At 50.4% G+C, this 23,287-nt stretch carries 20 protein-coding genes; 6 read left to right on the top strand and 14 right to left on the bottom strand.

The window, feature by feature from the left end:
* Positions 1 to 412: 412 nt before the first annotated feature.
* The 8 genes from WCN91_RS00890 to lptD all read right to left on the bottom strand — a co-directional run bounded on the left by WCN91_RS00890 (position 413) and on the right by lptD (position 10,946).
* On the bottom strand, positions 413 to 2,062 hold the full coding sequence (locus WCN91_RS00890) for an amidohydrolase (protein WP_342675550.1): 1,650 nt from the start codon (positions 2,060 to 2,062) through the stop codon (positions 413 to 415).
* Between the two features lie 147 nt (positions 2,063 to 2,209).
* Positions 2,210 to 4,225, bottom strand: a complete 2,016-nt coding sequence (locus tag WCN91_RS00885) for a methyl-accepting chemotaxis protein (RefSeq protein ID WP_342675549.1) — start codon at positions 4,223 to 4,225, stop codon at positions 2,210 to 2,212.
* Positions 4,226 to 4,331: 106 nt separating this feature from the next.
* Positions 4,332 to 5,147, bottom strand: coding sequence for a symmetrical bis(5'-nucleosyl)-tetraphosphatase (locus WCN91_RS00880; RefSeq protein WP_342675548.1), 816 nt, complete (start codon positions 5,145 to 5,147; stop codon positions 4,332 to 4,334).
* Positions 5,148 to 5,150: 3 nt separating this feature from the next.
* Positions 5,151 to 5,540, bottom strand: coding sequence for a Co2+/Mg2+ efflux protein ApaG (gene apaG, locus WCN91_RS00875; protein WP_342675547.1), 390 nt, complete (start codon positions 5,538 to 5,540; stop codon positions 5,151 to 5,153).
* The gene (gene rsmA, locus WCN91_RS00870; protein WP_342675546.1) at positions 5,524 to 6,330 is read right to left on the bottom strand and encodes a 16S rRNA (adenine(1518)-N(6)/adenine(1519)-N(6))-dimethyltransferase RsmA; all 807 of its coding nucleotides are present in this window, start codon (positions 6,328 to 6,330) and stop codon (positions 5,524 to 5,526) included. Before rsmA ends, apaG begins: the two co-directional genes overlap by 17 nt.
* On the bottom strand, positions 6,327 to 7,319 hold the full coding sequence (pdxA, locus tag WCN91_RS00865) for a 4-hydroxythreonine-4-phosphate dehydrogenase PdxA (RefSeq protein ID WP_342675545.1): 993 nt from the start codon (positions 7,317 to 7,319) through the stop codon (positions 6,327 to 6,329). The genes rsmA and pdxA overlap by 4 nt, the downstream gene beginning before the upstream one ends.
* A 5-nt stretch (positions 7,320 to 7,324) precedes the next feature.
* Positions 7,325 to 8,617 carry a peptidylprolyl isomerase SurA gene (gene surA, locus WCN91_RS00860; protein ID WP_342675544.1) on the bottom strand — a complete coding sequence of 431 codons (1,293 nt, stop codon included), beginning with the start codon at positions 8,615 to 8,617 and terminating at the stop codon, positions 7,325 to 7,327.
* A 13-nt stretch (positions 8,618 to 8,630) separates the two neighbouring features.
* Entirely contained in the window at positions 8,631 to 10,946 is a 2,316-nt protein-coding gene (gene lptD, locus WCN91_RS00855; RefSeq protein ID WP_342675543.1) for an LPS assembly protein LptD, read from the bottom strand.
* 280 nt (positions 10,947 to 11,226) lie between these two features.
* Between lptD and djlA the strand changes: the two genes are divergently transcribed.
* Complete coding sequence (gene djlA / locus WCN91_RS00850; RefSeq protein WP_342675542.1) at positions 11,227 to 12,060, top strand: co-chaperone DjlA; 834 nt, start codon at positions 11,227 to 11,229, stop codon at positions 12,058 to 12,060.
* A 50-nt stretch (positions 12,061 to 12,110) separates the two neighbouring features.
* Here the strand turns inward: djlA and rluA are convergent, their stop codons facing one another.
* The 3 genes from rluA to WCN91_RS00835 all read right to left on the bottom strand — a co-directional run bounded on the left by rluA (position 12,111) and on the right by WCN91_RS00835 (position 15,905).
* Positions 12,111 to 12,764, bottom strand: coding sequence for a bifunctional tRNA pseudouridine(32) synthase/23S rRNA pseudouridine(746) synthase RluA (gene rluA, locus WCN91_RS00845; protein WP_342675541.1), 654 nt, complete (start codon positions 12,762 to 12,764; stop codon positions 12,111 to 12,113).
* A gap of 42 nt (positions 12,765 to 12,806) precedes the next feature.
* Positions 12,807 to 15,698 carry an RNA polymerase-associated protein RapA gene (gene rapA / locus WCN91_RS00840; RefSeq protein ID WP_342675540.1) on the bottom strand — a complete coding sequence of 964 codons (2,892 nt, stop codon included), beginning with the start codon at positions 15,696 to 15,698 and terminating at the stop codon, positions 12,807 to 12,809.
* A 72-nt stretch (positions 15,699 to 15,770) separates the two neighbouring features.
* Positions 15,771 to 15,905, bottom strand: coding sequence for a hypothetical protein (locus tag WCN91_RS00835; RefSeq protein WP_342675539.1), 135 nt, complete (start codon positions 15,903 to 15,905; stop codon positions 15,771 to 15,773).
* Between the two features lie 115 nt (positions 15,906 to 16,020).
* On the opposite strand from WCN91_RS00835, the gene WCN91_RS00830 reads away from it, so the two are divergent.
* Positions 16,021 to 17,421 (top strand): PhoH family protein, encoded by a 1,401-nt coding sequence (locus WCN91_RS00830; protein WP_342675538.1) that lies wholly within the window; start codon positions 16,021 to 16,023, stop codon positions 17,419 to 17,421.
* A gap of 287 nt (positions 17,422 to 17,708) precedes the next feature.
* Positions 17,709 to 18,611, top strand: a complete 903-nt coding sequence (locus WCN91_RS00825; protein ID WP_342675537.1) for a diguanylate cyclase — start codon at positions 17,709 to 17,711, stop codon at positions 18,609 to 18,611.
* A 41-nt stretch (positions 18,612 to 18,652) separates the two neighbouring features.
* Here the strand turns inward: WCN91_RS00825 and WCN91_RS00820 are convergent, their stop codons facing one another.
* Positions 18,653 to 19,030 carry a DUF3192 domain-containing protein gene (locus WCN91_RS00820; RefSeq protein ID WP_342675536.1) on the bottom strand — a complete coding sequence of 126 codons (378 nt, stop codon included), beginning with the start codon at positions 19,028 to 19,030 and terminating at the stop codon, positions 18,653 to 18,655.
* 136 nt (positions 19,031 to 19,166) lie between these two features.
* A complete protein-coding gene (locus tag WCN91_RS00815; protein WP_342675535.1) occupies positions 19,167 to 20,111 on the bottom strand; it encodes a D-2-hydroxyacid dehydrogenase in 945 nt (314 codons plus the stop codon).
* 135 nt (positions 20,112 to 20,246) lie between these two features.
* Here WCN91_RS00815 and zntR point away from each other — a divergent pair, with 135 nt between their 5' ends.
* The 3 genes from zntR (at position 20,247) to WCN91_RS00800 (ending at position 22,257) form a co-directional block, all read left to right on the top strand.
* Positions 20,247 to 20,660 carry a Zn(2+)-responsive transcriptional regulator gene (gene zntR / locus WCN91_RS00810; RefSeq protein ID WP_342675534.1) on the top strand — a complete coding sequence of 138 codons (414 nt, stop codon included), beginning with the start codon at positions 20,247 to 20,249 and terminating at the stop codon, positions 20,658 to 20,660.
* 166 nt (positions 20,661 to 20,826) lie between these two features.
* A complete protein-coding gene (locus WCN91_RS00805) occupies positions 20,827 to 21,945 on the top strand; it encodes a lysophospholipid acyltransferase family protein (protein ID WP_342675533.1) in 1,119 nt (372 codons plus the stop codon).
* Positions 21,946 to 22,011: 66 nt separating this feature from the next.
* Positions 22,012 to 22,257 carry a DUF1289 domain-containing protein gene (locus WCN91_RS00800; RefSeq protein WP_342675532.1) on the top strand — a complete coding sequence of 82 codons (246 nt, stop codon included), beginning with the start codon at positions 22,012 to 22,014 and terminating at the stop codon, positions 22,255 to 22,257.
* Between the two features lie 137 nt (positions 22,258 to 22,394).
* Here WCN91_RS00800 and WCN91_RS00795 read toward each other — a convergent pair whose 3' ends face one another.
* Positions 22,395 to 23,123: a substrate-binding periplasmic protein gene (locus tag WCN91_RS00795; protein ID WP_342675531.1), complete on the bottom strand. Its 729-nt coding sequence runs from the start codon at positions 23,121 to 23,123 to the stop codon at positions 22,395 to 22,397.
* Positions 23,124 to 23,287 lie beyond the last annotated feature (164 nt).

Below are 23,287 nucleotides of genomic sequence, written 5' to 3'. Positions count from 1 at the left end.
GTAGTTATTCTACATAAACATGTAACAACACAGTAGAAATGCGCTACAAGCGCTGCCCTACGGGTTCATCTAAACGCATCCTGCTCTGTGTTGCTCGCTATGAACATAGGCGAGCAAGACCGAAGCAATGCTTCGCAGCTTAGCGAGGTGAGCGCATGGATGCGCGATGTAACCAAGCTTCATGGATGAATTTGACCACATAAATCAGTGATTATATTCATCAGAATGCGTTTAGATTGAACATAAAGTAAACCCCAAAGATAAACAGACCCTAGAGAGCAGTTAATCCCTGCTCCCAAAGCGGTTTATAATGCTATCGCAAAGCGAAGGAGAGAACAAATGGCGTGGGAATATTTCCCCATGTTAGTTGTCACTTCTTTCGCTATCAGCAGTGTTTATAAGCTGCGTTAATTTATTCTTGTCGGCTGTATCGCTTTTCACCGCCAAGCCAGGTTTCCAATACCTGAGTCTGCCAAATGTCCTGCACCGGGGCGGTCATAATATCAGTATCGATAAGTATAAAGTCGGCCCACTTACCTTTTTCCAAACTACCCAGTTTAAATTCCTGTTGGGCGCTATAGGCTGCATCCAAGGTAAAGGCGCGCAGTGCCTGCTCTCGGGTCAATAGCTCCTGTGGGCGCCAGCCTTCTTGCGGTTGGCCGTTATGATCCTGACGGGTAATAGCACTGTAAAGGCCGTGGAAGGGGTTTGCCAGCTCCACCGGGAAATCCGAACCAGCGGCAACCTTTGAGCCCTGGGCTAAAAATGTTTGCCAGGCATAGGCGCCACTTAGTTGTTGTTCGTTTAAGCGCAGCTCGGCCATATGCATATCCGAGGTGGCATGTACTGGCTGCATAGAGGGGATGATTTTCAGCTCTTTAAAGCGAGGGATATCGCTTGGCGCCACGATTTGCGCATGCTCAATACGGTTACGTAATAATTTGCCGCCTGTGCTTTTAAACACGCTTTCATAGGCGTTGAGGACGTCGCGGTTGGCGCGATCGCCAATGGCATGGGTGTGCGCCGCAAAACCATGAGTAAAACAGGTTTTGAAAATCTCTTCTAACTGCTCTGGGCTTTCCAGCATAAGGCCGTGATGCCCCTTGCGATCCGCATACTCATCAAGCAGGGCGGCGCCGCGAGAGCCCAAAGCGCCATCGGCGTAGACCTTAACACTGCGAATGGAGAGCATGTCGTTGGCATCGCTGGTTTTGCCAGCCTTAAGCATGCTTAACAGCTGAGGGTCAGCGGCGCTGAGCATGGCATAGATGCGCAGCGGCAGGTTCTTTTGCTCGGCGCGCTGCTGGTAAAGCTGCCAGATGTCCTTGCTGATGCCGGCATCATGAGTGCTGGTAATACCCAGGCTGAGTAAATGAGCACCAGCCTTATCTAGGGCGGTGGACAAAGCCTGGAAATCAGCTTTGGGAATATGGGCATTGATCAGGTTTTCCGCCTTATCAATAAAGACCCCGGTTGCTTGTCCCTGGCTGTTACGTATGATTTCACCGCCCTCTGGGTTTTGCTCCGAGCCTTTAAAACCCGCAAGCTCCATGGCCTTGGTGTTAACCCAGATGGCATGGCCGTCAATGCGCGTCAGCACCACAGGGCGGTCGCTGACATATTTATCCAAGTCTGCCGCCGTGGCAAAACGTTTTGTTGGCCAGTTTTCCTGGTTCCAGCCGCGGCCGATAATCCATTTTTGCTTTGATTGCGCCGCAAAGGCTTTTAGCTTCTCACCAATTTGTTGCACCGACTGGGTATCGCGTAAATCCAAGCGCATCAGGATTTGACCTAAGCCAATCACATGGCCATGGGCATCAATCAACCCCGGTAGCAAGACCTTGCCTTGGGCATCGATGCGCTCGGCATCGGGGTAGCTCTTGGCTAGTTGCTGATCGCCGCGATTAAGCACGCGACCGTCTTTAATCACTAGGGTGCTAAAGTGGGCGAGCTCGCCATCCTGAGTTGGGGTATAGCCCTTTGCATTGTACAGCACTGTAGTGCTGGCTAGAGTACTTAGGGGCGCCAGCGTCATCATTAGCGCAATAAGCTTGTTTTTCATGGGAATTTTCCTCCTTGGCAGAGAAATGACTGTAGCAAATAAATATCCACAGCGACAACAAACACGATGCCTGTCAGCAGAGATTAGATTAGGAGAAGATCGGGAGAGAAATAAGAAGACCGGGCAGGCCGGTCTTCCGGTTGAGTTTTAAACCCTAAAGCCATCCACGGACAGGCGCAGTTCTTCGGCCAATTTGGCAACCTCAGAACTGGACTCCGACGTTTGATTAGCGCCTTGGGCGGTTTGCTCGGCAATGGCAACGATCTGTTCCAAACGTTCGCTGATCTCTTGGGAGACCTGGTGCTGCTCCATGGCCGCCGAGGAGATTTGATCGCTGGCATCATGGGCGGTCGCCACCGCATGGGTAATGCAATCGAGAGCGGCGCTGGCGTGCTCGCTTTGCTCGACGCAAGACTCGGCCTGCAAGCGCCCCTTGGACATGGCTTCAACAGCCGCTTGAGCACCGCTTTGCAGCGATTCGATCATGGTTTGAATTTCCTGTGTCGATTCCTGTGTCTTGCTCGCCAGCGAGCGTACTTCGTCGGCCACCACGGCAAAGCCGCGACCCTGCTCGCCGGCCCGCGCCGCTTCGATGGCGGCGTTCAGCGCCAGCAGGTTGGTTTGTTCGGCGATACCGCGGATCACATCAAGAATGCCGCCGATGGAGGCGCTGTCTTGATGTAGCTGGTTGATCACTTGTGAGGCGTTATCCACTTCGCAGGCCAGTTGCTCTATGGTGAGCTTATTCTGGTTTGAAATGCCCTTCACGCGGTTGGCCTCGGCGTCGGCATTTTTTATTTCACTCAGTGCCTGTTGGGCACTGTCGTTCACCGCTTGCGAGGTGCTGCTCATTTCTGTGGTGGCGGTGGCCGCTTGTTCAACCTGGGCACGCTGGGATTCAATGGCCTGGCTCGACTCGCTGGTTATGGTTGAGGTTTGCTCCGATGCCGCCGCTAATTGTGTTGAGCGAGAGATAATGCTTTGGATCAGCGAGCGTAGGCTGTCGATAAGCGTATTGCAACTTTGTGCCAGCTCGGCAAATTCGTCTTTGCCGCTGTCATCGAGGCGCTGAGTCATATCGCCGGAAGCGACGATATTAAGCACCCGGTTCACTTCGTCCAAGGGCTTAGTGATGCGGCTGACGGTAATAAAGGCAACGACGATGGCGATTAGAGTAGCAATAAGCATGCCCAGCCAGGTCCAGACGTTGGCCTTGGTTACATCGTTGCTTAACCCTTGTTGTTGTGTGGCCGCCAGCTCGTGAACCTGCTCAACCAGGGCCGCCAATGCGGCGATGGCCTTGCCGTTAGTGGTTTCCGAACCGTCGAGATTGGCCTTGGCTTGTGCCTGAGTCTGCAGCAAGGCCGCCTTGTTTTGCGCCAGAGAATTGTCGCCCTGTACCTGCTTACGGATGCTCGTCAGATAACCGTTCAAGTCATTGAATAGGCCTTCGTCCTTGGCGCTGACCTCTGCTGAGATCAGGGCTACAGAGCGCTCTAGCTCGGTCAGATAAAAGAGCTGATCATTTTTGACTATGTCCAGAGTTTGCAGGCTGTTGAGGGTTAATAGATCATTGCTGGTGGTGGTGATGGAGCCTAGGTGGTTTTCAATTTGTCGATTCGCTTCAAAGGCTCTGGGCGCCGATGCCTCCAAGCCGTCGAGGTCGGCAATGTCCAGGGTTACGGCGATGGCGTCTTCCACATTCAGATCTATGGTGTCGAACTGCTCGCGCAGTTGGCTGCTTAAGGTGAGGGCGCGTTCCTTTTGGCTAAAGAGTTGAGCCACCTGAGCTTCCGACTCACCGTAGGTTTGCTTAACCTGTTTGGCGAGGGCGGCCAGTTTGGGCTGCTCGGTTACCACCTCTTGTAAGGTGTCCATGCTGGTGTGGAATTTCTGTTGTTGTTCCTGGTAGCTTTGCTTTAGTGCGCCAAGCTGGGTTAAATCTTCACTGTAATAGGCACCTAGAGCGGCCTTGCTCATGAGCGCAAATTCAACCTGTAACTCGGAGCTTTTTTCCAGCGCCGGGAGCGAGAGCTGGTTGACACTCTGCGTCGAGCTATCAATATTGGCTATACGAAACAGTGAGTTACCACCAATTGTTAGCAGTAACAAGGTGATGATAATAAAACCACCCCAGATACGTTGACTCACGGTAAGCTGCATACAAATTCCTAACTACATTGGACTAGATAACTTATCGGCGACTGGCACGAAAAGTTGAGGGTTTTATAGCGGAAATGTAACAATTTTTACCGTGGAGCGCAGTTTATTACGATGAAAGGTAGGCTGGTATCGATACTGTGTTTTTATTTTTTAAATTCATAGCCGTCATGCTGCCACCCCAGACGCAGCCAGTGTCCAAGGCATGAATATGGGCTATGCCGGTATGGCCTTCGAGCGCCGCCCAGTGACCGAAGACTATATCAAAGTCCTCGCCGCCGCGATTAGGGTGGTTAAACCAAGGAATAAGCGGGCCATTTTGATTCGGTGCGCCCTTGTCGCTAAGATTCAGCGCCCCTTGCTTGTTAACGAAACGCATGCGGGTAAAGGCATTGATGGTGTAGATAAACTTCTCTACCTTGCTTTGTGCCTCATGCCATTGGCTTGGTGCATTTTGATACATGCGCGCAAAATAGTAGGCGGCGTCTTCACCCTGATAACACTGCTCGGCAAAGCGGGCTTGTTGCAGTGCCTGGCTCAGTGACCATTGCGGCGATAGGCCTGCATGGCTTATCAGCATACGGCGCTTTTCCAGCCAGATGGCCAAAGGTTGGCGCTGTAAAAAGGCAAGCAGCTGAGGACAATCCGGAGCCGTTAACAGGGCAGCCAGCTTATCCTTGGGATTAGCTTCTTTGCCTAAAGCGACTGTGGCAAGCAGGTGCAGGTCGTGATTACCTAAGGTAATGCTAACGGCATGCTCCATGGCCTGCAGGCGTCGCAAGCAGGCGAGGGAGTCCGAGCCTCGCGCGACTATATCGCCAACGCAATAGAGATGATCTTTACTGGGGTTGAAGTCGATGCGCTTAAGCAGCGCATCTAATTCCTGATAGCAACCTTGGATGTCGCCAACTGCATACTGAGTCATGACTTAGTGCAGAATATTCGGGCAACTAAGACGGAACACATTGATAGGCGCCTGGAATTCGTTGCCAAACTCACTGCGCATCACATAATAGCCCTGCATGGTGCCCACCGGCGTGTCTAATACGGCGCCGCTGGTGTAGCTATAGCTTTCGCCCGGGCCTATGGTCGGTTGCTCGCCGACCACGCCATCGCCTTCGACCTCAACTTCTTTGCCATTGGCATCTGTGATCAGCCAATAGCGACTAAGCAACTGGGCGCTGCTCAGGCTGTGGTTTTTGATGGTGATATTGTAGGCGAACACATATTTGTCATGCTCAGGCTCGGATTGACCCTCGACATAGAAGGTCTCTACCATGACTTTAATGGCCGACTCTGGATTACTGCTTGTTGTCATATAGCCAATTCGCGATATCGATAAACTGCTGTAGCGTTAAACTTTCCGCACGCACAGTCGGGTCTATACCCAAGGATTCTAGCTGCTCGGCATCAAGCAGGTTAGCAAGGCTGTTGCGTAAGGTTTTACGACGTTGATTAAAGGCTTCTAAACACACGGTATTAAGCAGCTTAGTGCTTTTTGCAGTGCGTTGCTCTGGATTTTTTGGCACCAGTCTTACTACTGCAGAGTCCACTTTAGGGGCTGGCTTGAAGCAGGTTGGTGGCACCTCAATCACAGGGATCGCATGGCAGTAGTATTGAGTCATCACACTTAAGCGACCGAATGCTTTGCTGCCCGGTGATGCAACCATGCGGTTAACCACTTCTTTTTGCAGCATAAAGTGCATGTGTTCAACGTCATCCACGTAGTCAAATAAGTGGAATAACAAAGGCGTTGATACATTGTATGGCAGGTTGCCGAAAATCTTGAGCTTCTTGTCACCCTTAAGCAAGCTCGAAAAATCGAACTTCATTGCATCACCCTGATGCACTGTTAGTTTAGGTGCCATAAAGGGGTGATGAATAAGGCGCTCGGCCAGGTCTTTATCAAGTTCAACTACCGTAAGGTGGTCGGTCAGCTCGGTAACCGGCTCAGTGATAGCGCCCAGACCCGGGCCGATTTCCACCAGGTTATCGCCCACACGTGGGTCGATAGCGGTTACGATTTTATCAATAATAGTGTCATCATTGAGGAAGTTTTGCCCGAAACGTTTACGCGCTCGGTGCCCTAAGTGTACTTTATCTGTCATTGTCTCTGCGCTTTTTTGCTCGCCAGTTTTATTGCTTCGCTCAAGGCGACGCGGAAACTGCCGGCATCTGCTTGGCCGCTGGCCGCCAGATCAAGGGCTGTACCATGATCAACGGAGGTCCGAATAAAGGGAAGGCCAAGGGTGATATTTACTGAATTTCCAAAACCCTTATATTTTAACACAGGTAGCCCTTGATCGTGATACATAGCCAACACTGCATCCGCTTCATTGAGATATTTATCCTGAAACAGGGTATCAGCGGGCAGTGGGCCGATCAGGTGCATGCCTTGGTTATTAAGGGCCTCAAGAGTGGGGGTCATAACCTCAATTTCTTCGCGCCCTAAATGCCCGCCTTCACCGGCGTGCGGATTTAACCCACAGACTAAAATACGCGGCTGCTCGATGGCGAACTTGGTGCGCAAATCGTGATCTAAAATGCCGATGACCTTGGCCAGGCGTTCAGGAGTAATGGCTTTGGAAACATAAGCCAGGGGAATATGGGTAGTCACTAAGGCCACTCGCAGACCTTCGGTAGCCAGCATCATTACCACATCCGGGGTGTTGGATTGCTGGGCGAAGTATTCGGTGTGGCCGCTAAAAGAAATGCCCGCCTTATTGATAATGCCCTTGTGTACCGGGCCTGTGACCACGGCATCGAAGGTGCCGTCCATATTTTTTTCACAGGCGATACGCAGGGTATCGAGCACATACTCGCCATTTTGTTCATCTAACTGGCCGGGAATGGCTTCCACCGCTAAGTCCACCTGATGATAAAACAGGGTGCCGGCGGCGCTTGGTTGCGCCTGGGCTTGCTCGTCAAAGGGGATCAAGGTCAACGGCAGGCCCAGGGTGGCGGCCCGCTGTTGTAGCAATTGCGCATCGGCAATAGCAACCAATTGTGCGTCCCACTCCTGTTGCACTAAGGCAATCAGTAAGTCTGGACCCACGCCGGCCGGTTCACCTGGGGTGATAGCGATACGCAACGTCATGGCCCTTATTCCTCTGCGAAAATATCAATATGTGCTTGTTCGCGAATTTCCTGTTGGAAAGCAAAGCTTTCTTCTTTGAATTTGCGGTTGTACAGCAATTGTTGGGCGCGGTTTTTCTTGGCCAGGTCGGTTTTATCGGCAACGCGCTTTTCTAGCAGTTGCACTATATGCCAGCCGAAAGTAGAGCGGAATGGCTCACTGATCTCGTCTTTTTCCAATGCCATCAGGGTGTCGCGGAAAGCCGGCACATAGGTGGTTGGGTCGGTCCAGTCGTACTCACCGCCCTTAAGTGCTGAGCCCGGGTCTTCCGAGTATTCTTTGGCGAGTGCAGCAAAATCCGCCTCTCCGGCACGCAGGTCTTTAACAAATCCTGCTAGCATTGAGCGGGCTTTTTCTTCGCTCAGGATAATTGATGGCTTCAACAGGATATGACGTGAGCGAACCTCAACGGTTTCAACAACTTGGCGACCGCGTACGTCTTGTACCTTGATGATGTGGAAACCGGCGCCACTGCGCAGTGGACCTATGATATCGTCTTTTTTCTTGCCCTTTACCGCTTCGGCAAACAGTGATGGCATTTCATTGGTGCCCATCCAGCCTAACTGACCGCCTTCAAGGGCTTTTGAACCGCTTGATGAGGCAATGGCGATGCGCTTGAATTCCTGTCCATCGTTAAGCATATCGATAACCTTGCTAGCACGTTCCTGGGCGCTGGCAATGTCTTCGGCGCTGGCGCCGCTGGGAATGTCGATAAGGATATGGCCGATGTCGTATTCTTCCGCATTACCACCTTGTTGATCCATGATTTTCAACAAGTTATCAATTTCTTGCAGGCTGATATAAATACGGCGGTCAACGTTGGCGCGCATCACCTGCTGGGTGGTGATTTCTCTACGTATATCTTCACGGAACTGTTGGAAGCTCTCTCCCGAGGCTTCAACGGAGGCGCGCATATCGGCAATGGTGCCGCCTTGCTCGCGAGCCATATTGGCCAAGGTTTGGTCAAGTTGACCGTCGGAAATTTCCATACCCATGCGCTCGCCCAGTTGCAGCAACAGGGTTTGGTCAATCAAACGCTCAATGGCCTGTACGCGCAGGGCATCATCGCTGGGTAGCTCCTGGCCACTGGCCTTAGCCTGGCCTTTAACGCGGTTGATAATGGCGTCAACTTCACTTTGTAAAATGACCCCTTCATTGACTGTGCCTACCACCTGATCGATCAGCTGAGGTTTGGCAATAGCACCTTGGCTGAGGCCGAGGGCGAGAACACTGGTTGCTAAAAAACGTCTAAAATTCATAGTTGTTATTGCTTTATTTAGTAAGGAAGTAGGGGCGACGGTAGCCAAAAATGCCTTCTTTAAGTATTTCTTGTGCATCATAACTGCTTTTGCCTCCGAGTCCCTTAAGGACAAATTTGATGCCGATCCCCGAGTCGAAGACCGCTTGCTCTTGGTTAATACTTTGATTCAAGTCTGTTTCGATTTGTCTGTGTCCGGTAACCTGCACCGCCCAACAGCATGACTCGTACTGTACCCCAGTGTATATCTCGATGCTACGCCCGGTGTCGAGATCGCGGTGGTAGCTGGCAACGAATTGCCAATTATCGTCGATAGGCACACTGGTAAACATGCCGACTTGCTCAATTGTATTCCCTGAGACATCGTTTGCATAGCGATGGTTCAATTGCATCAATTCATTGTCATCACCCTTATAGTCTAAGGTCAGATGCGATTGAATCATTTGACTGCCATCAATATCGTATTGAATGCCGCCGGAGAGATACCAACGACGATGCCAATGCCACATGGCTTCACTGGCAAACAGTGAGTCGTAACTGGTGTCATCGGCAAAATCCTGAGCAGTGGGTTTGGCAGAGTCTGATAGATAGAAGATTTGACCGGCGCTTAGGTTAAACACCTCTTCGTTCTTCTGATCGAATACCCGAGTGGTGGCACCTAAGGTGATCTGGTTCGCCGCCGCAATGCGGTCAACGCCGGAAAAACGACGGTCGCGGAACAGGCCGAAAAAGTCATCCTGCAGCTTGGTGGTGTCGAACAGACCGATATTGTTCTGATCCTTGTTCGGAGTATAGAGATACTGAATTTGCGGCTCTAAAGTCTGCACACCGTCATCGACAAACAAGCTGGTGTCGCGCTCAAAATTCAACTGGCTATAGAGGCGGACCTTGGGCAAGGTGCGATGAACCGTTTCTTCAAAGTCGGTGCCGGCCAGCTCCCCTTGCTGATCATAATAGGTATGCAAGAGGCTGAACTCAGACAAAAAAGACCAGGCATAACGGTCTTCACTAAAGCTCAGCTTGGGCTCTATATGCAGACGCGTTGCCTCGTCTATTACCCGAGTGTTGTTGCGGAAATGACTGATTTCACCATTGATGCTGGCGTCAAACCAGCCCAATTGATAGGCCTGAGTCTGGCTAAAGCCAATGCGCGGCAGGGCGGTATAAGATTCTAAGTGATCGCCCAGCACTTCATAGTCCTGAATCTGGATATCGGTGCGCCAGCGCTCTCCTAGATGAGTAAGAATGCCGGAACGTGCCAGGTGAGTATCTGTTTTGCTGGCATAGTTGGAGCCTAAGTCTGTGAGGTAGTTATCGTCACTGACGTTAGTGATATCAACTCCGGCACGCCACTGGTCGTTGAAGTAGCTTTGCTGTTGCCAATGATAGATATAGCGATTGCCCAGCTCGCGTTCGGTTTTATCCGAGTCCAGATATTCCAAGCCCACCATACCCTGACTGGTCTCGGTGAGATAACGAAATTCCGATTGCAGCTGCAATCCCTTTTTCGACATATAACGGGGCGTCAAAGTCAGGTCGTAATTTGGCGCCAGATTAATGTAATAAGGGGTAATGGTTTCCACGCCATAACGATTCGAGCTCGATAATCGCGGCGCTAAAAAGCCGGTTTTGCGCTGATCATTAATGGGGAAGGTGAAATAGGGTAAATACAAAACCGGGGTATTGTAGATTCTCAGTGTTGCCCCGTGAGTTTCGCCCCAGCCCTTTTGCTGCGATAAAATAATTTTATCGGCATTGATTGACCAAGCTTCATCATCCACCGGACAGGTGGTAAAGCTGGCATTGCTTAGGGTCAGCGCTTCTTGCGAAACCTGTAATTGTTCGGCGCCGCCACGACCTTGTTGTTCGGTCAACTGATAGTCGGCGGCCAGCAACTTGATACTGGAGTCATCCAGGCTGGCATTTAAACCACGGCTGGTAATAATGGCAACACCATCGCGATAGGTCAGTGGCCCTTGCGCATTGAGCAGACCCTGCTGCTTATCAATTAACGCCGAGCGGGCGTTAAGGGTCATGGTGCTGCTGCTGATATCTACATCGCCCTCAAACTGGGCGCTGGCCTGGCCTATTAATTCGACATCATCGGCAACGATTTCAATCACCCCAAAGGGTAAATCGGGCGCCTGCCAAGGTGCTGGACGAACCGCAGCAAAACAATGGGGTATGTCCCCAGGCTCTGGTGCTGGCGCGATAAAGGTTTCACCTTCGGCGGGTACCTTGGCATCCGTCGCCTGTTCCACAGCTGCGAGTGCGACGTTGGCTTGGGCTCCATATAGGGCTATAGCTATCATGCCCCATAATTTATTCATTGACTCACCTTAGCTTAGTTGCCAAAAAGATTAGGGTCCGTTGACCTTTGTTGTTTTTCTGAGTTTAGGCAGAACATAAAGTAAACCACAAAGATAAAAAGACCCTAGAATAAGCATGACATAATAAAGCAATTTTTGGCTAATTACATCTGCCAAGTACCCATAAATACGTCATTTTTATGGCTTATATTCAGCTTAATAGATACGCGCTTGTGCTTGTTAGTTCGATGATTTTTCGTCACTATGTGGGGGCATTTTTAAATAATAAGGGTTCGCGTGAATGTGGGGTAAGGTACTCGGTGCCTGTTTTGGCTTTATGTTTGGCCGCTTTTTTGGCTTATTTTTGGGCCTGTTTATTGGCCACCTGTTTGATAAAAGTCTGAAACAGGATTTCGATAATGCCGGTGGCTTTCGTGGTTTCTTTAATAATGATGGGGTGTCCGAGCGCCAGGCGTTGTTTTTCTCCAGTTGCTTTGCGGTGATGGGGCATATCGCCAAATCCAATGGTCGGGTAAATGAGCTGCATATTCGAGCCGCCACCGCTTTTATGGAAGAAATGGGCCTGACCGGTGAGGATAAGCGCGAAGCCCAACTGGCGTTTAACGCCGGTAAAGCCGATGATTTTTCCATGAGTGCCACCTTGCGTGAGTTTCGTGAACACTTTGCTGGGCGTTTCGATCTAATCCAATTATTTTTAGAGATTCAGATTCAAATGGCCTTTAGTGATGGCCACCTAGCGGCGCAGGAAAAAACCTTACTTGAGCAGGTTGCCAAGGGGCTTGGCGTTAGCAAAACCCACTTTAGTTTTATCCTTAAACGCTATCAGGCCGAATTTGCATTTCGCCAGCAACAGCACAAATTTCATCAGCAACACCAGCAGCGCACTTCCGGCGGCGCCAGCAGCGGTATGGGCCGGGCTCAGGCCTTGCATATCTTAGGGCTGGAAGAAGGCGCCGATGCGGCGACCATTAAAAAAGCCTACCGTAAACTGATGGCCCAGCACCATCCGGATAAGTTGGTCTCTCAAGGTCTCCCTGAGCATATGATGCGCCTGGCACAAAAGAAGAGTCAGGATATTCAGGCGGCCTACGAATACCTGAAAAAGGCGGCGTAAAAACCGCTTATCTCCCAGCTAAAACTTCCACGTATTGTCAGCTTGGTTTATTAAAACGGGCAGGGCGCGGTAAAGGTCATGCTTTCGCCGCTGCTGGGATGATTCAAGGTTAGCCAGTGGGCATGTAATTGCAAACGTGGCGCACGGTCTTTGGCTTCAGGGTAGGCATAGAGGCGATCGCCCAAGATCACATGACCCAGGGAAAGCATATGTACCCTCAGCTGGTGGCTGCGACCTGTGATTGGGGTCAGACGCACCCGGGTATTATTCTCGCCATACTCAAGCACCTCATAATGGGTCAGCGACGGCTTGCCCTTTTCCATATCCACCATTTGTTTAGGACGATTTGGCCAATCGCAGATCAGCGGCAGGTCCACCGAGCCTGTAGCATCCTTAAGATGGCCATCCACTATGGCGATATATTCCTTAGCGGTTTGCCTGTCCTGAAACTGCATGCTGAGGTTGCGGTGCGCTTCTTTATTCAGTGCCAGACAGATCACGCCGGAGGTGGCCATATCCAATCTATGTACGATTTTAGCGGTTGGAAAAACCATATTGGCGCGACGTATCAGGCTATCAGCATGTTTTGGATCTTTTCCCGGCACCGTCAGCAGGCCGCTGGGCTTATCCAGGATCAGCAGGTCGTCATCCTGATAGATGATCTGCAGATAGGGAAAACGTGGGGGATTGTAGTTTAAAAGCATGACCGGCCTCATAGCGTAAGGCCGGTCATTTTAATGAAATGCCTAGTGGCTGACAACGATTAAGCGAATGGCGTCGAGTTTCACCTTGGCTTTATCTATATAGTCGTCCATTTCAGCGCGGCTGCGCTGAAAATGTTTCAACTCTTCATCACGGATATTAGGGTTGATTTCTTTAAGGCTGGTTAGGCGCTCAAGTTCACTATCAACGGCCTGATGCATGGCGGTTTTTGCTGTCTCACGCAATTGTTCCATTTGCGTTTGCGCCAAGGTATTGCCTTGCTTAATAAGCGGATGAATGGCGCTTTGCAGGGCATTCACTAGTTTAGAGGCGGTTTGGCGGCCAACCGCATTAAGCTGCTGGTTAAAGGCATCAAAGGCGACATTTTCCGCCAGGTTATTACCGCCCTTATCAAGCAGTACACGCACCGGCGTCGGTGGCAGGTAACGGCCCAATTGCAGTGATTTAGGTGCCATGGCTTCGGCTATATAAATCAGCTCGACAAAATAGGTGCCCGCCGGCAGTTTCTTGTTTTTCAACAGGGCCACAGACGCGGTGCCGAAATCGTCGTCACAGATCATTTCCATAGCGCCTTCGACCATGGGGTGATCCCAGCTGATAAAGTGCAAGTCTTCCTGCGCCAAAGCAGTATCCCGGTCAAAGGTGATGCTCATGCCTTCATCCCTAAGACTTGGGAAGTTGGCGCCCAGCATATGCTCCGAGGGTTTCAGTACTATGCTGTTTTCGCCCCTGTCTTCCTGGTTCACGCCCCAGGTATCGAACAGATTGATCATATAGGTGGGCAGCTCAAAGCTGTTATCTACCACCTTGATATCTTCTACCAGGTGCTCGGACTTGCCCTGGCCGCTGGAGTGCAGCTCTAACAGGCGATCGCGACCGGACTCCATTTGTGTTTTCAACTCACCATAGCGGGAATCAACGCGCTCAACCAGCTCGCTCAGAACTTCCTCTTGATAGCTGGTATGAGCAAGTAACTGAAGCAGTTCATCGCCAAATTCCTGGTTAAGCATATGGCCCGTGGTGGAGGTGTGCTCAAAGGCGTGCAAACCTTCGTGATACCAGCGCAGCAGGGTGTGCTGGGCGCTGTTTTCAAAGTAGGGCACATGAATTTTAATGTCCTGGGTTTGGCCGATACGGTCAAGACGACCAATACGCTGTTCCAGCAGATCTGGGTTAAGCGGCAGGTCGAACAGTGCCAAATGATGGGCAAACTGGAAGTTACGCCCCTCTGAGCCTATTTCTGAACAGATCAATACCTGGGCGCTGTCTTCGATATCGGCAAAGAAGGCCGCGGCACGGTCACGCTCGATAATGCTCATGCCTTCATGGAAGACCGCCGCTTTAATGCCTTCGCGCTCGCGCAATGCCTGCTCCAGGCTGAGTGCAGTTTCGGCCTTGGCGCAGATCACCAGCATCTTTTGAGGCTTGTTGCTGTTCAGGGTGTCGATTAGCCACTGTACGCGCGGGTCAAACTGAGTCCAGCTGGCATTTTCACCTTCGAATTCCTGGAAGATTTTTTCCGGGAACAGGGCGCGAATGGCGCTAAGCTCGATAGGGCTACCATTGCCCAGGCTGCCCATAACATTCATGGCCGTTTTATACTGGCTTGGCATGGCCATGGGGTAGCTGTGCAGAAGGCGCTGCGGGTAACCACTGATGCCACTGCGGCTGTTGCGGAACAAGATGCGTCCGGTACCGTGTCTGTCCAGCAGCTGATCTAGTATCTGTTCCTTGGCCTGGGTCTCTCCGGCGCTGAATTGTGCCAGCAGGACTTCCCCTTGGCTGCCAAGCAGGTTAACAAGCACTTGCTGTTGCTCACCGCTGAGTGCCTGCTCCTGCAAAATGCTGTTGGCGGCATCGGCTATCTCTTGATAATGGCGCTCCTGATCAACAAAGGCGTCATAGTCATAGAAACGATCCGGGTCGAGTAATTTCAAACGGGCAAAGTGGCTTTGGTGGCCAAGTTGATCCGGGGTCGCAGTTAGCAAAATAAGACCGGCGATGTCCTGGCTAAGCTCTTCAATGCGCAGGTATTCTGTACTTGGCTTGTCCACCGACCAGCTAAGGTGATGTGCTTCGTCCACCACCAGCAGATCCCAATCGGCCAAAGTGGCTTGCTCGAACCAGCGTTTTTTCTTGGTTAGAAACTCCAGGCTGGTCAGCACCAGCTGCTCGGTTTCAAACACATTGGCGCTGTCGGCAAAGGCCTCGGCACAGCGCTCTTCGTCGAAAATGGCAAATTTCAGATTAAAGCGGCGCAGCATTTCCACCAACCACTGGTGTTGCAGGTTTTCTGGTACCACGATAAGCACGCGGGCGGCACGACCGGTTAGCAATTGCTGATGTAAGATCATCCCCGCTTCTATGGTTTTACCCAGACCCACCTCATCGCTTAGTAACACGCGCGGGGCGAAACGTTGGCCGACTTCGCGGGCAATGTGCAACTGGTGTTCAATCAGACTGGCGCGCTGGCCGATAAGCCCCTTTAGTGGCGATTGGTCGCGGTGAAAGCGGTGCTGCCAGGTGTTGTAACGCAGGGTATAGCGGTCGAAACGGTCGATTTGGCCGGCAAAAAGGCGGTCCTGCGGCTTATTGAACTTAATAAAATGGTCAAGAAAGGTTTCCTTGAGCTCGGTTAGCTCTTCATTATCGACGCGCGTGCCCTTATAGGTATACAGGCCATCTTGTTCAATCACTTCGCTGACAGTGAGCTCCCACTCATCGGCACTGCGGATCACATCACCGGGATTAAATAGCACTCGGGTCACCGGTGCTTCGGCCTGGGCATACACTCGGCTTTCGCCGCTGGCAGGGAATAAGATGTTAACTTGGCGTCCTTCCAATGCAACTACGGTACCTAGTCCTAAATCTGACTCGGTATCACTGATCCAACGTTGACCTAAGGAAAAATTCATTACGTGCTCAATCTCGACTTTGGGTTATCTAGGCTCGGACCATGGCGGCCCAAGCAAAAAAAGGCGGCTATATTAGCGCGCAACTTGGTGATTATCACCTGAAAACTGATAAATAGTGTGGCGCTTGTTTATATTATATACAGCAGCAAAAGAAGGCGCTTTTTGCAAATGTAAAACACCACTTTTTCTATACTTTTTTGCCGTCATAAAAGCGTCTTTTTAAGACCATAGACTAAACTTGAAGTATGCCCTTAAGGCATAACCACCTTGTTAGTGTAGTTGTAAAGGTGCAGATATAATAAAGATAAATTAGGAACGCGCTATGGATAAAGACCGCCTCGTTAAAAGCAGTAAAATGTATGTGCTCGACACCAACGTATTACTTCACGACCCCCTTGCATTCCTCTGCTTCCAAGAACATGACGTCGTCATTCCGATGACGGTACTCGAAGAGCTCGACCATATTAAGGACCGTAAACGGGATGTCAGTCGTGATGCCCGTGTTGCCATTCGAGCCTTAGATGAAGTGTTGCGTGATGCCACCCCAGAGCAAATGCTTAAAGGGGTATTATTGCCGGACGATAAGCGTTCGTCTGAGCTGCCGCGCGGCAAGCTGATCATAGTTAATGATCACCTGTTTGCCGACAGTATTTCCGGCTTGCCAGGCAATGAAAACGACCATCGCATTATCAACTGTGCCGTGTATCTGCAAAAACAATACAGTGATGCCAAGGTGGTGCTGGTCACCAAGGACATCAATATGCGCCTTAAGGCCAAGGGCGCCGGGCTGCATTATGTTGAGGACTATCGCACTGATCAGCTAATTGATGATGTGGCGCTTTTAACCTCGGGTTATAAAAAGGTGCCTGGGGACTTTTGGCAGCAGGTTGGCGAGTGTGAAACCGAGCAGCAAGGGCGTGATGCCTTGCATCATGTGTCTCGCGAGCTGGTGCCGGATGTGTTTGCCAATGAATATCTGCTTGATGAAACCGGCCACTTTGCCGCTCGAGTGGTGCAGTACGACGACACCCATATCACCTTAAAAGATCTGGGCGTTGAGCGCCTGATGTCGCGTAATGCCTGGGGTGTAAAACCGAAAAATATCTATCAGGGTATGGCTATGGATGCTTTGCTCGACCCGGACATTGAGCTGGTGTTGCTGACCGGCCCGGCGGGTTGCGGTAAAACCATTTTGGCCTTGGCCTGCGCCCTGGAGATGATCATCGAAAAGGGTGTGTACGACAAGCTGATTGTCACCCGTAACACTCCGGAAATTGCCGAGTCTATCGGTTTCCTGCCGGGTACCGAAGAAGAAAAGATGGCGCCCTGGTTGGCGGCGATCACAGATTCTTTGGAGGTGTTACATAAGGGCGATGAAAACCCGATTTCCAGCCGTAACTATATAATGGAAAAGGCTAATATCCAGTTTAAGTCGGTCAACTTTATGCGCGGACGCAGCATTCAAAATGCCGTGGTACTTTTGGATGAAAGTCAGAACTTAACGGCGTCTCAGCTTAAAACCATTATCACCCGCTGTGGTGCTGGTACTAAGCTGATTTGCTCCGGTAACCTGGCGCAAATCGACAGCAGCTATTTAACGCCGCTGACCTCGGGTCTAACCTATATAGTAGAGCGCTTTAAGCACTTTGAGGGCAGCGCTACTATCAACCTCAATGGCGTAGTGCGCAGTCGTCTGGCCTCCTTCGCGGAAGAAAATCTATAGCGAACAATGCAGTACAGCGTTTATTATAGGCGCTGTACGCATTGCTTTTACCCACTGATCAGGTATGGTTAGCTCCATAGTTGTGCCATGCCTGACGGTCTTTTGGTATGCTATATAGGTACAAAAAACCACCTTGGTAACAAAATCTACCGTGAAAATAGCAAGTAAAGATCGGCAACTCGGTCTAAACTGGTAGCAAAGGTGCGCTAAACAAATAACAAATACAGCTTAGCAACGGCTCTGAATGGAACGGATTGCTGAGCAAGGTGAAGCAAACAGGAAGGCTCATGAAGTCAGCAAAAATTCTCATTGTCGACGATGATGAATTAAACCAAGTGATTTTAACCAAAACCCTTACACCTCAGTATCAGGTGCATTGTGTGAATGATGCCGAGGCCATGTTTGCTTGGCTTGAGGACAATAGTGTCGATTTAATCTTACTTGATATCATGATGCCGGGCATGGATGGCTACGAGGCACTGAAACAGCTTAAACATGATGACAGAACTCAGCCCATCCCCGTTATTATTATTTCTGCTAATGATTCCAGTGGCGATGAGGCCAAGGGCCTTGAGCTTGGCGCCATGGACTATATTACCAAGCCCTTTGGTAGTGCCATTGTTCGTGCCCGAGTGAAGAACCAGCTGACCATCAAACAAAAAAATGATCTTCTGGAAATGCTGGCCAGCATAGATGGCTTAACAGAAATCCCCAACCGCCGTTACTTCGACGAACACTTTGCCCGAGAATGGCGCCGCAGCGTGCGTGCTGGACTGCCTTTGTCTGTACTATTGATCGATATCGACTACTTTAAGCGTTACAACGACAATTACGGCCATCAAAAGGGTGATGAATGTTTGAAAAAAGTGGCTTCGGCCCTAGTCAATAATTGTCAACGCGGCAGTGATTTTATCGCCCGTTACGGCGGTGAAGAGTTTGTTGCGGTTTTACCCGGCAGTGAGGAAGACACGGCCATGGCCTTGGCCAATAAGCTCTGCAGAGTGATCCGCGAGCTTAATATTCCCCATATTGACTCGCCTATAGCTGAGCACATTACCATCAGCATAGGTGCTACCACCTTTAATGGCGACAATAACGACAGCTGCGAAATGGCGCTGATAGAAAATGCCGATAAGGGCATGTATCAGGCCAAAAAAGCAGGGCGTAACGGCGCCGTTTTCCACAGTTAAAAAAAGGCCGCGCGGACTCTCACCCTCGCGGCCTGATTTCTTTATAGTTTACCGACCAGTGCCTGATAGGCGCTATCACCAATGCTTATCAACTGACCGGCCTTAAACACCAGGGGCGTACATTCGTCTTTGCTGATCTTGCCATCGGACTTAACGCTTTGCGTGGCATAAAACAGCACCTGATACTCTTGTCCCTGATGAGCAAAGGACTCACTGAAATCCGGTGTGCCCAGGGTTTCTTTGATCACAGCAGCGCTGTTACCTAAATCAAGGTGGGCAATATAGTCGCGATTTTGGCGCTGTTGTTTTTGCCAATCGCTTGATGACCAATGGGCGTCGGCTTCACCGTCATTTACTGAAACGATACAACCACCAAGTAGAGGCAGGGCGACAAGGGCGCAAAGAAGTGCTTTTTTCATTGTTTTATCCAATTTTTGTTATCTAGTTGGCATTGAATAATCAAGTTCAATGCCAAAACTTTTACTTTATATTTTTCAATTGGTTACAACTTAGCCTTTCAATTTCTTTGGCATTATTGCAAAAGAGTTGGTGAATTTAACCAACCCGATTGCGAACTTCACCATCGGTATAGGCGCGAATATTTAAGGCCAGCTGGTGGATAAGTCTGTCTCTGGCCTGTTTTGATGCCCAGGCTATATGCGGTGTGAGCAGCAGGTTATCGCCCTGATAGCGAACTAAAGGATTTTCAGGCTTGGCTGGCTCTTCACTGAGCACATCTAAAGCAGCACCCTTGATAGTGCCATCGGCCAAGGCTGCGGCCAGATCCGCTTCATTGATAATAGGGCCACGGGCGGTGTTGACTAAGACGGCGGTGGGTTGCATTAAGGCCAGGGTGTCGCGATTTATTAACTGCTCTGTCTCGGCGTTAAGTGGGCAGTGAATGCTGACGATATCCGCCTGCGCCAGCGCTTGTTCAAAGTTGATGCGCCCGGGGCGCGGGGCTTGGCCGCGACGCTCGGCAATAAGCACCTGCATATCAAAGGCATGGGCTACCTTGGCCAGGGCCTGGCCGAGCTCACCATGGCCGATAATGGCAAGTTTTTTACCTGCCAGCTCGGCAATATCATAATCAAGGCGGCAAAACATCTCGCTTTGTTGCCAGGCGCCTTGGCGACAGTCACCTATATACCTGTGCAGGTTATTAAGCAGCAAGGAGATCAGGGTAAAGGTATGCTGCACTACGCTGGCGGTGGAATAGCCGGCAACATTGCACACAGCAATGCCATGCTCCTTAGCGGCAGCAATATCTATGTTATTGGTGCCAGTGGCGGCAACACAGATAAGTTTCAACTTAGGTAAGGCCTTAAGCTGCTCGGCGCCCAGTTGCACCTTGTTGGTGATCACTACTTCGGCATCGGCGCAGCGTGTCACCACATCCTCTGCTGATGTCAGAGAGTGACTGTGAAATTCTCCTAAAGCGGCAACCGGTGCCAGTGAATTTTCGCCTAGGGTGTCGGCGTCTAACATGACGATTTTCATTATGATTCCTCCGAATAAGCTAATAACCCTAGTCTTTCATGGACCGGCGTTTAGCGCAAAATTAATCCTTGACCTTGGTGTTTACTCTAAGGTTTATAATGCTTGCTAAGTAAGAGTATTTTGGGAGGAGTGCAGATGCGTATAGGTGAGTTGGCCAAACAGGTGGGCATGAGTACGGATGCACTGCGTTATTACGAGCAGCAAGGGCTGTTGAGCGCGCCGCAGCGCAGCGCCAGTGGCTATCGTCAATATGGACGCACGCACATGGCGCAATTGCATTTTATTCGTCGTGCCAAGGATGTCGGTTTTAGCCTGGAAGAAATTGCCGAGCTGTTAAAGATAAACTTTGAAAAGGCCGAGCACAGCTGTCAGGAAGTAAAAGACTTAACCCTGAAAAAGCGTGATCTGGTGGCCGAGCGCATCGCCGAGTTACAGCGCTTTCATGCCTCGCTGTCGCAACTGGCCGAGCAATGCTGCGGCAGTAGCGCCCCGGCGCAACATTGTTCAATTTTGACCGCCTTGGAGGACATAGATGGACTTAATCAGTGATTTTTAGCAAGGGGGTATTGTCGGCATTTCGGCTTGTGTATTTCTGTATTTTTCATGACTAAAATTCGGTCGCTCTCACTGGTAAGAGTTGATAAACTTAGCGAATAAATAAAGGGCGCGATACAATGAGCGCCGTTTTTTTGCCTGCAGTAAAAAGGTGAGCACCGTGGATAAGTATGCAGATATAAGACCTTACAATGATGATGAAGTGGCGGCATCCGTGGCTCGGCTGGTGGCCGATAATGCCTTTGTCGATCTTATTGCTAAGCATAATTTGCCTGCTTGGTTGGCATCAATACGTCTTATTTCGCGGCCTCTGGTGCGCCAGCAGCTAAAGCGCAAGTGGGGACAGGTTAACTCTGTGCAGCAAGTGCAGCTTGAAGTGGTGCGCTATCTTGAGCAGATAGTCAATAACACCACGACCAAGGTGACCTTTTCCGGCCTTGATAAGCTGGATAAAAACCAGGCCTATTTGTTTATCTCAAACCACCGCGATATCGTCCTTGACCCGGCCTTAGTGAACTTTGGTCTGCATCAGCACGATATGAATACGGTGCGTATCGCCATAGGTGATAACCTGCTGCAAATTCCTTATATCACTGAGCTTATGCGCTTAAACAAGAGCTTTATCGTTAAGCGCTCGGCCAAAGCTCCAAAGGAGATGCTAAAGGCGCTTACTCAGTTGTCGGCCTATATTTACGATTCCTTGATTGAAGGGCACAGCATTTGGATTGCCCAGCGCGAAGGGCGCACTAAAGACGGTTTCGATCAAACCGATCCGGCGCTGTTAAAAATGTTGCAGCTTAATGGCCGCAAGCAAAAGAAAGAGTTTGCCGAATATGTGCGCGAGCTTAAAATCGTGCCGGTTTCTATCTCGTATCAGTACGAACCTTGCGCTCTGGCTAAAGCCAAAGAGCTGTATCATAAAAAGCACCATGGCGAGTATGTAAAGTCGGCGGGTGAAGATATAGAAAGCATTGTCGAGGGCTTTACCAGCGACAAGGGTCATGTGCATTTAGCCTTTGGTCAGCCCATAAGCTGTGACTGCAGCACCCCGGAAGATTTAGCCAAAACCATAGATAAGCAGATTGTTGAGTCCTTCTATCTGCATCCGGGCAACTACATTGCCGCCCAGCACGCCAATGCCGTGGTTGACTCAGAATCCGAGGATGTGAAGGCCTTTGCCAAGCGTATGGAAGCCATTCCTGAGCATCTACGCGACCTGGTTACTGCTATTTACGCCAAGCCGGTTTTACGCAAAGAAGAAATGGATAACCTCGGCTAACTTTCACTGGTAATTAGGCGCCTCAGGCATTAACGTTAGAGATAAGGTTTATGCTTTGAAGTGCCTATGCTACAGCTTGAAATATTCTCCATCGATAGCCCCTGCAAGGGGATCTGCCAGGTCAATAGTCGCGGTTATTGTCTTGGTTGCTACCGGTCGCGAGAAGAGCGGTTTCACTGGAACCAGCTCAGCGATGAGCAAAAGCGTCATGTCAATCTGCTGTGCCAACAGCGTTATAAGCGTTTCTTAGCGCGCCAACAAGAGCAAGGTAAACAACCGCCATCCATGGAGCAGGGCGAGCTGGATCTCTAAGTTCGTTTGCTATTTGTCGGCCTTTTAGGCCAACAATGTGGCATGTATTTGTGGTGTGAATCTGCACCTTTGTCGGGGTTTTCGCAATGTGTTCCTGCATTGTTCTACTACCGCCATCCATGGCGGCAAACCCCGGCCTACAGGGCAAAGCCCGATTTCAATCCGTGCTTTTTACGCAGCTGCGCCACCACACCACTTGTTTCTAATTCCTGCAATATTGCCAAAAGCTTAGGAATTTTATCCTCATGGCGCTTATGCAGGTAATGGTAACTGTAATAGTTTTGCAGATGATGGCGGATAAAAGGCTGCTCGGCGCGATTTAGGTAGCCTTGCTTGAGGTGGAAATCAAGCAGCACCACGGCTTCAACCTGACTCTGGGCTAAGAGGTTCAGCTGCGCCGCCACACTTTCCAGTTTAATTATTTGGCCACTGAAATTATTTTGATGCAGGTATTGCTCGGTGACCGGGTAACCATTGCGAATCGCGACTCGAGCGAGCTCCTGCAGGCTGCAGTAGTGACAACCGGTGAGCATAAAAAGCTCAAACTTAAACAAGGGGAAGTCGACCCGCACCAGGTTCTCGTAGCGGGTTTCTATATTGGCGATGCGCCCTAGCTGGCCGTCAAGCTCGCCCTTATCTGCCGCCGCTAAGGCCTTTGGATGGTCGAAGTCAATAAGCTCAAGCTCATAGCCAAGTTGGCTATAAGCGCGCGTCATCAGCTCGATGACAAAGCGCGCTTGGGCGGTGTCCATCGGTCTATTAAAGGTCATCTTAGTGCTGTTGCTTGCTCCGTAGGCGGTGCCTAAAGCGCAAAATAGCGTCAATAGCAGCAATCGCGGCAGCACTAAGGTAAAAATGTGTTGCATAAATACCTGTTGACGTAACACCACGACCTTGAAGAAAAAATTAGCGGGATCAGGAAGTGGTGATTATCATTATTTTAGTAATCACACTGTTAAATTTATGTGATGGTGTTTTCCATTTTAGGTAAACTGGGGTAGAAATACTAGCCTTGACTTAGCAGCGCCCC

The organism is Pseudoalteromonas qingdaonensis (assembly GCF_038739665.1).
In the GTDB taxonomy this organism is placed as follows: Bacteria; Pseudomonadota; Gammaproteobacteria; order Enterobacterales; family Alteromonadaceae; genus Pseudoalteromonas; species Pseudoalteromonas qingdaonensis.
The sequence above is the reverse complement of the archived record's forward strand: the minus strand, read 5'-3'. Positions and strand labels throughout refer to the sequence as shown.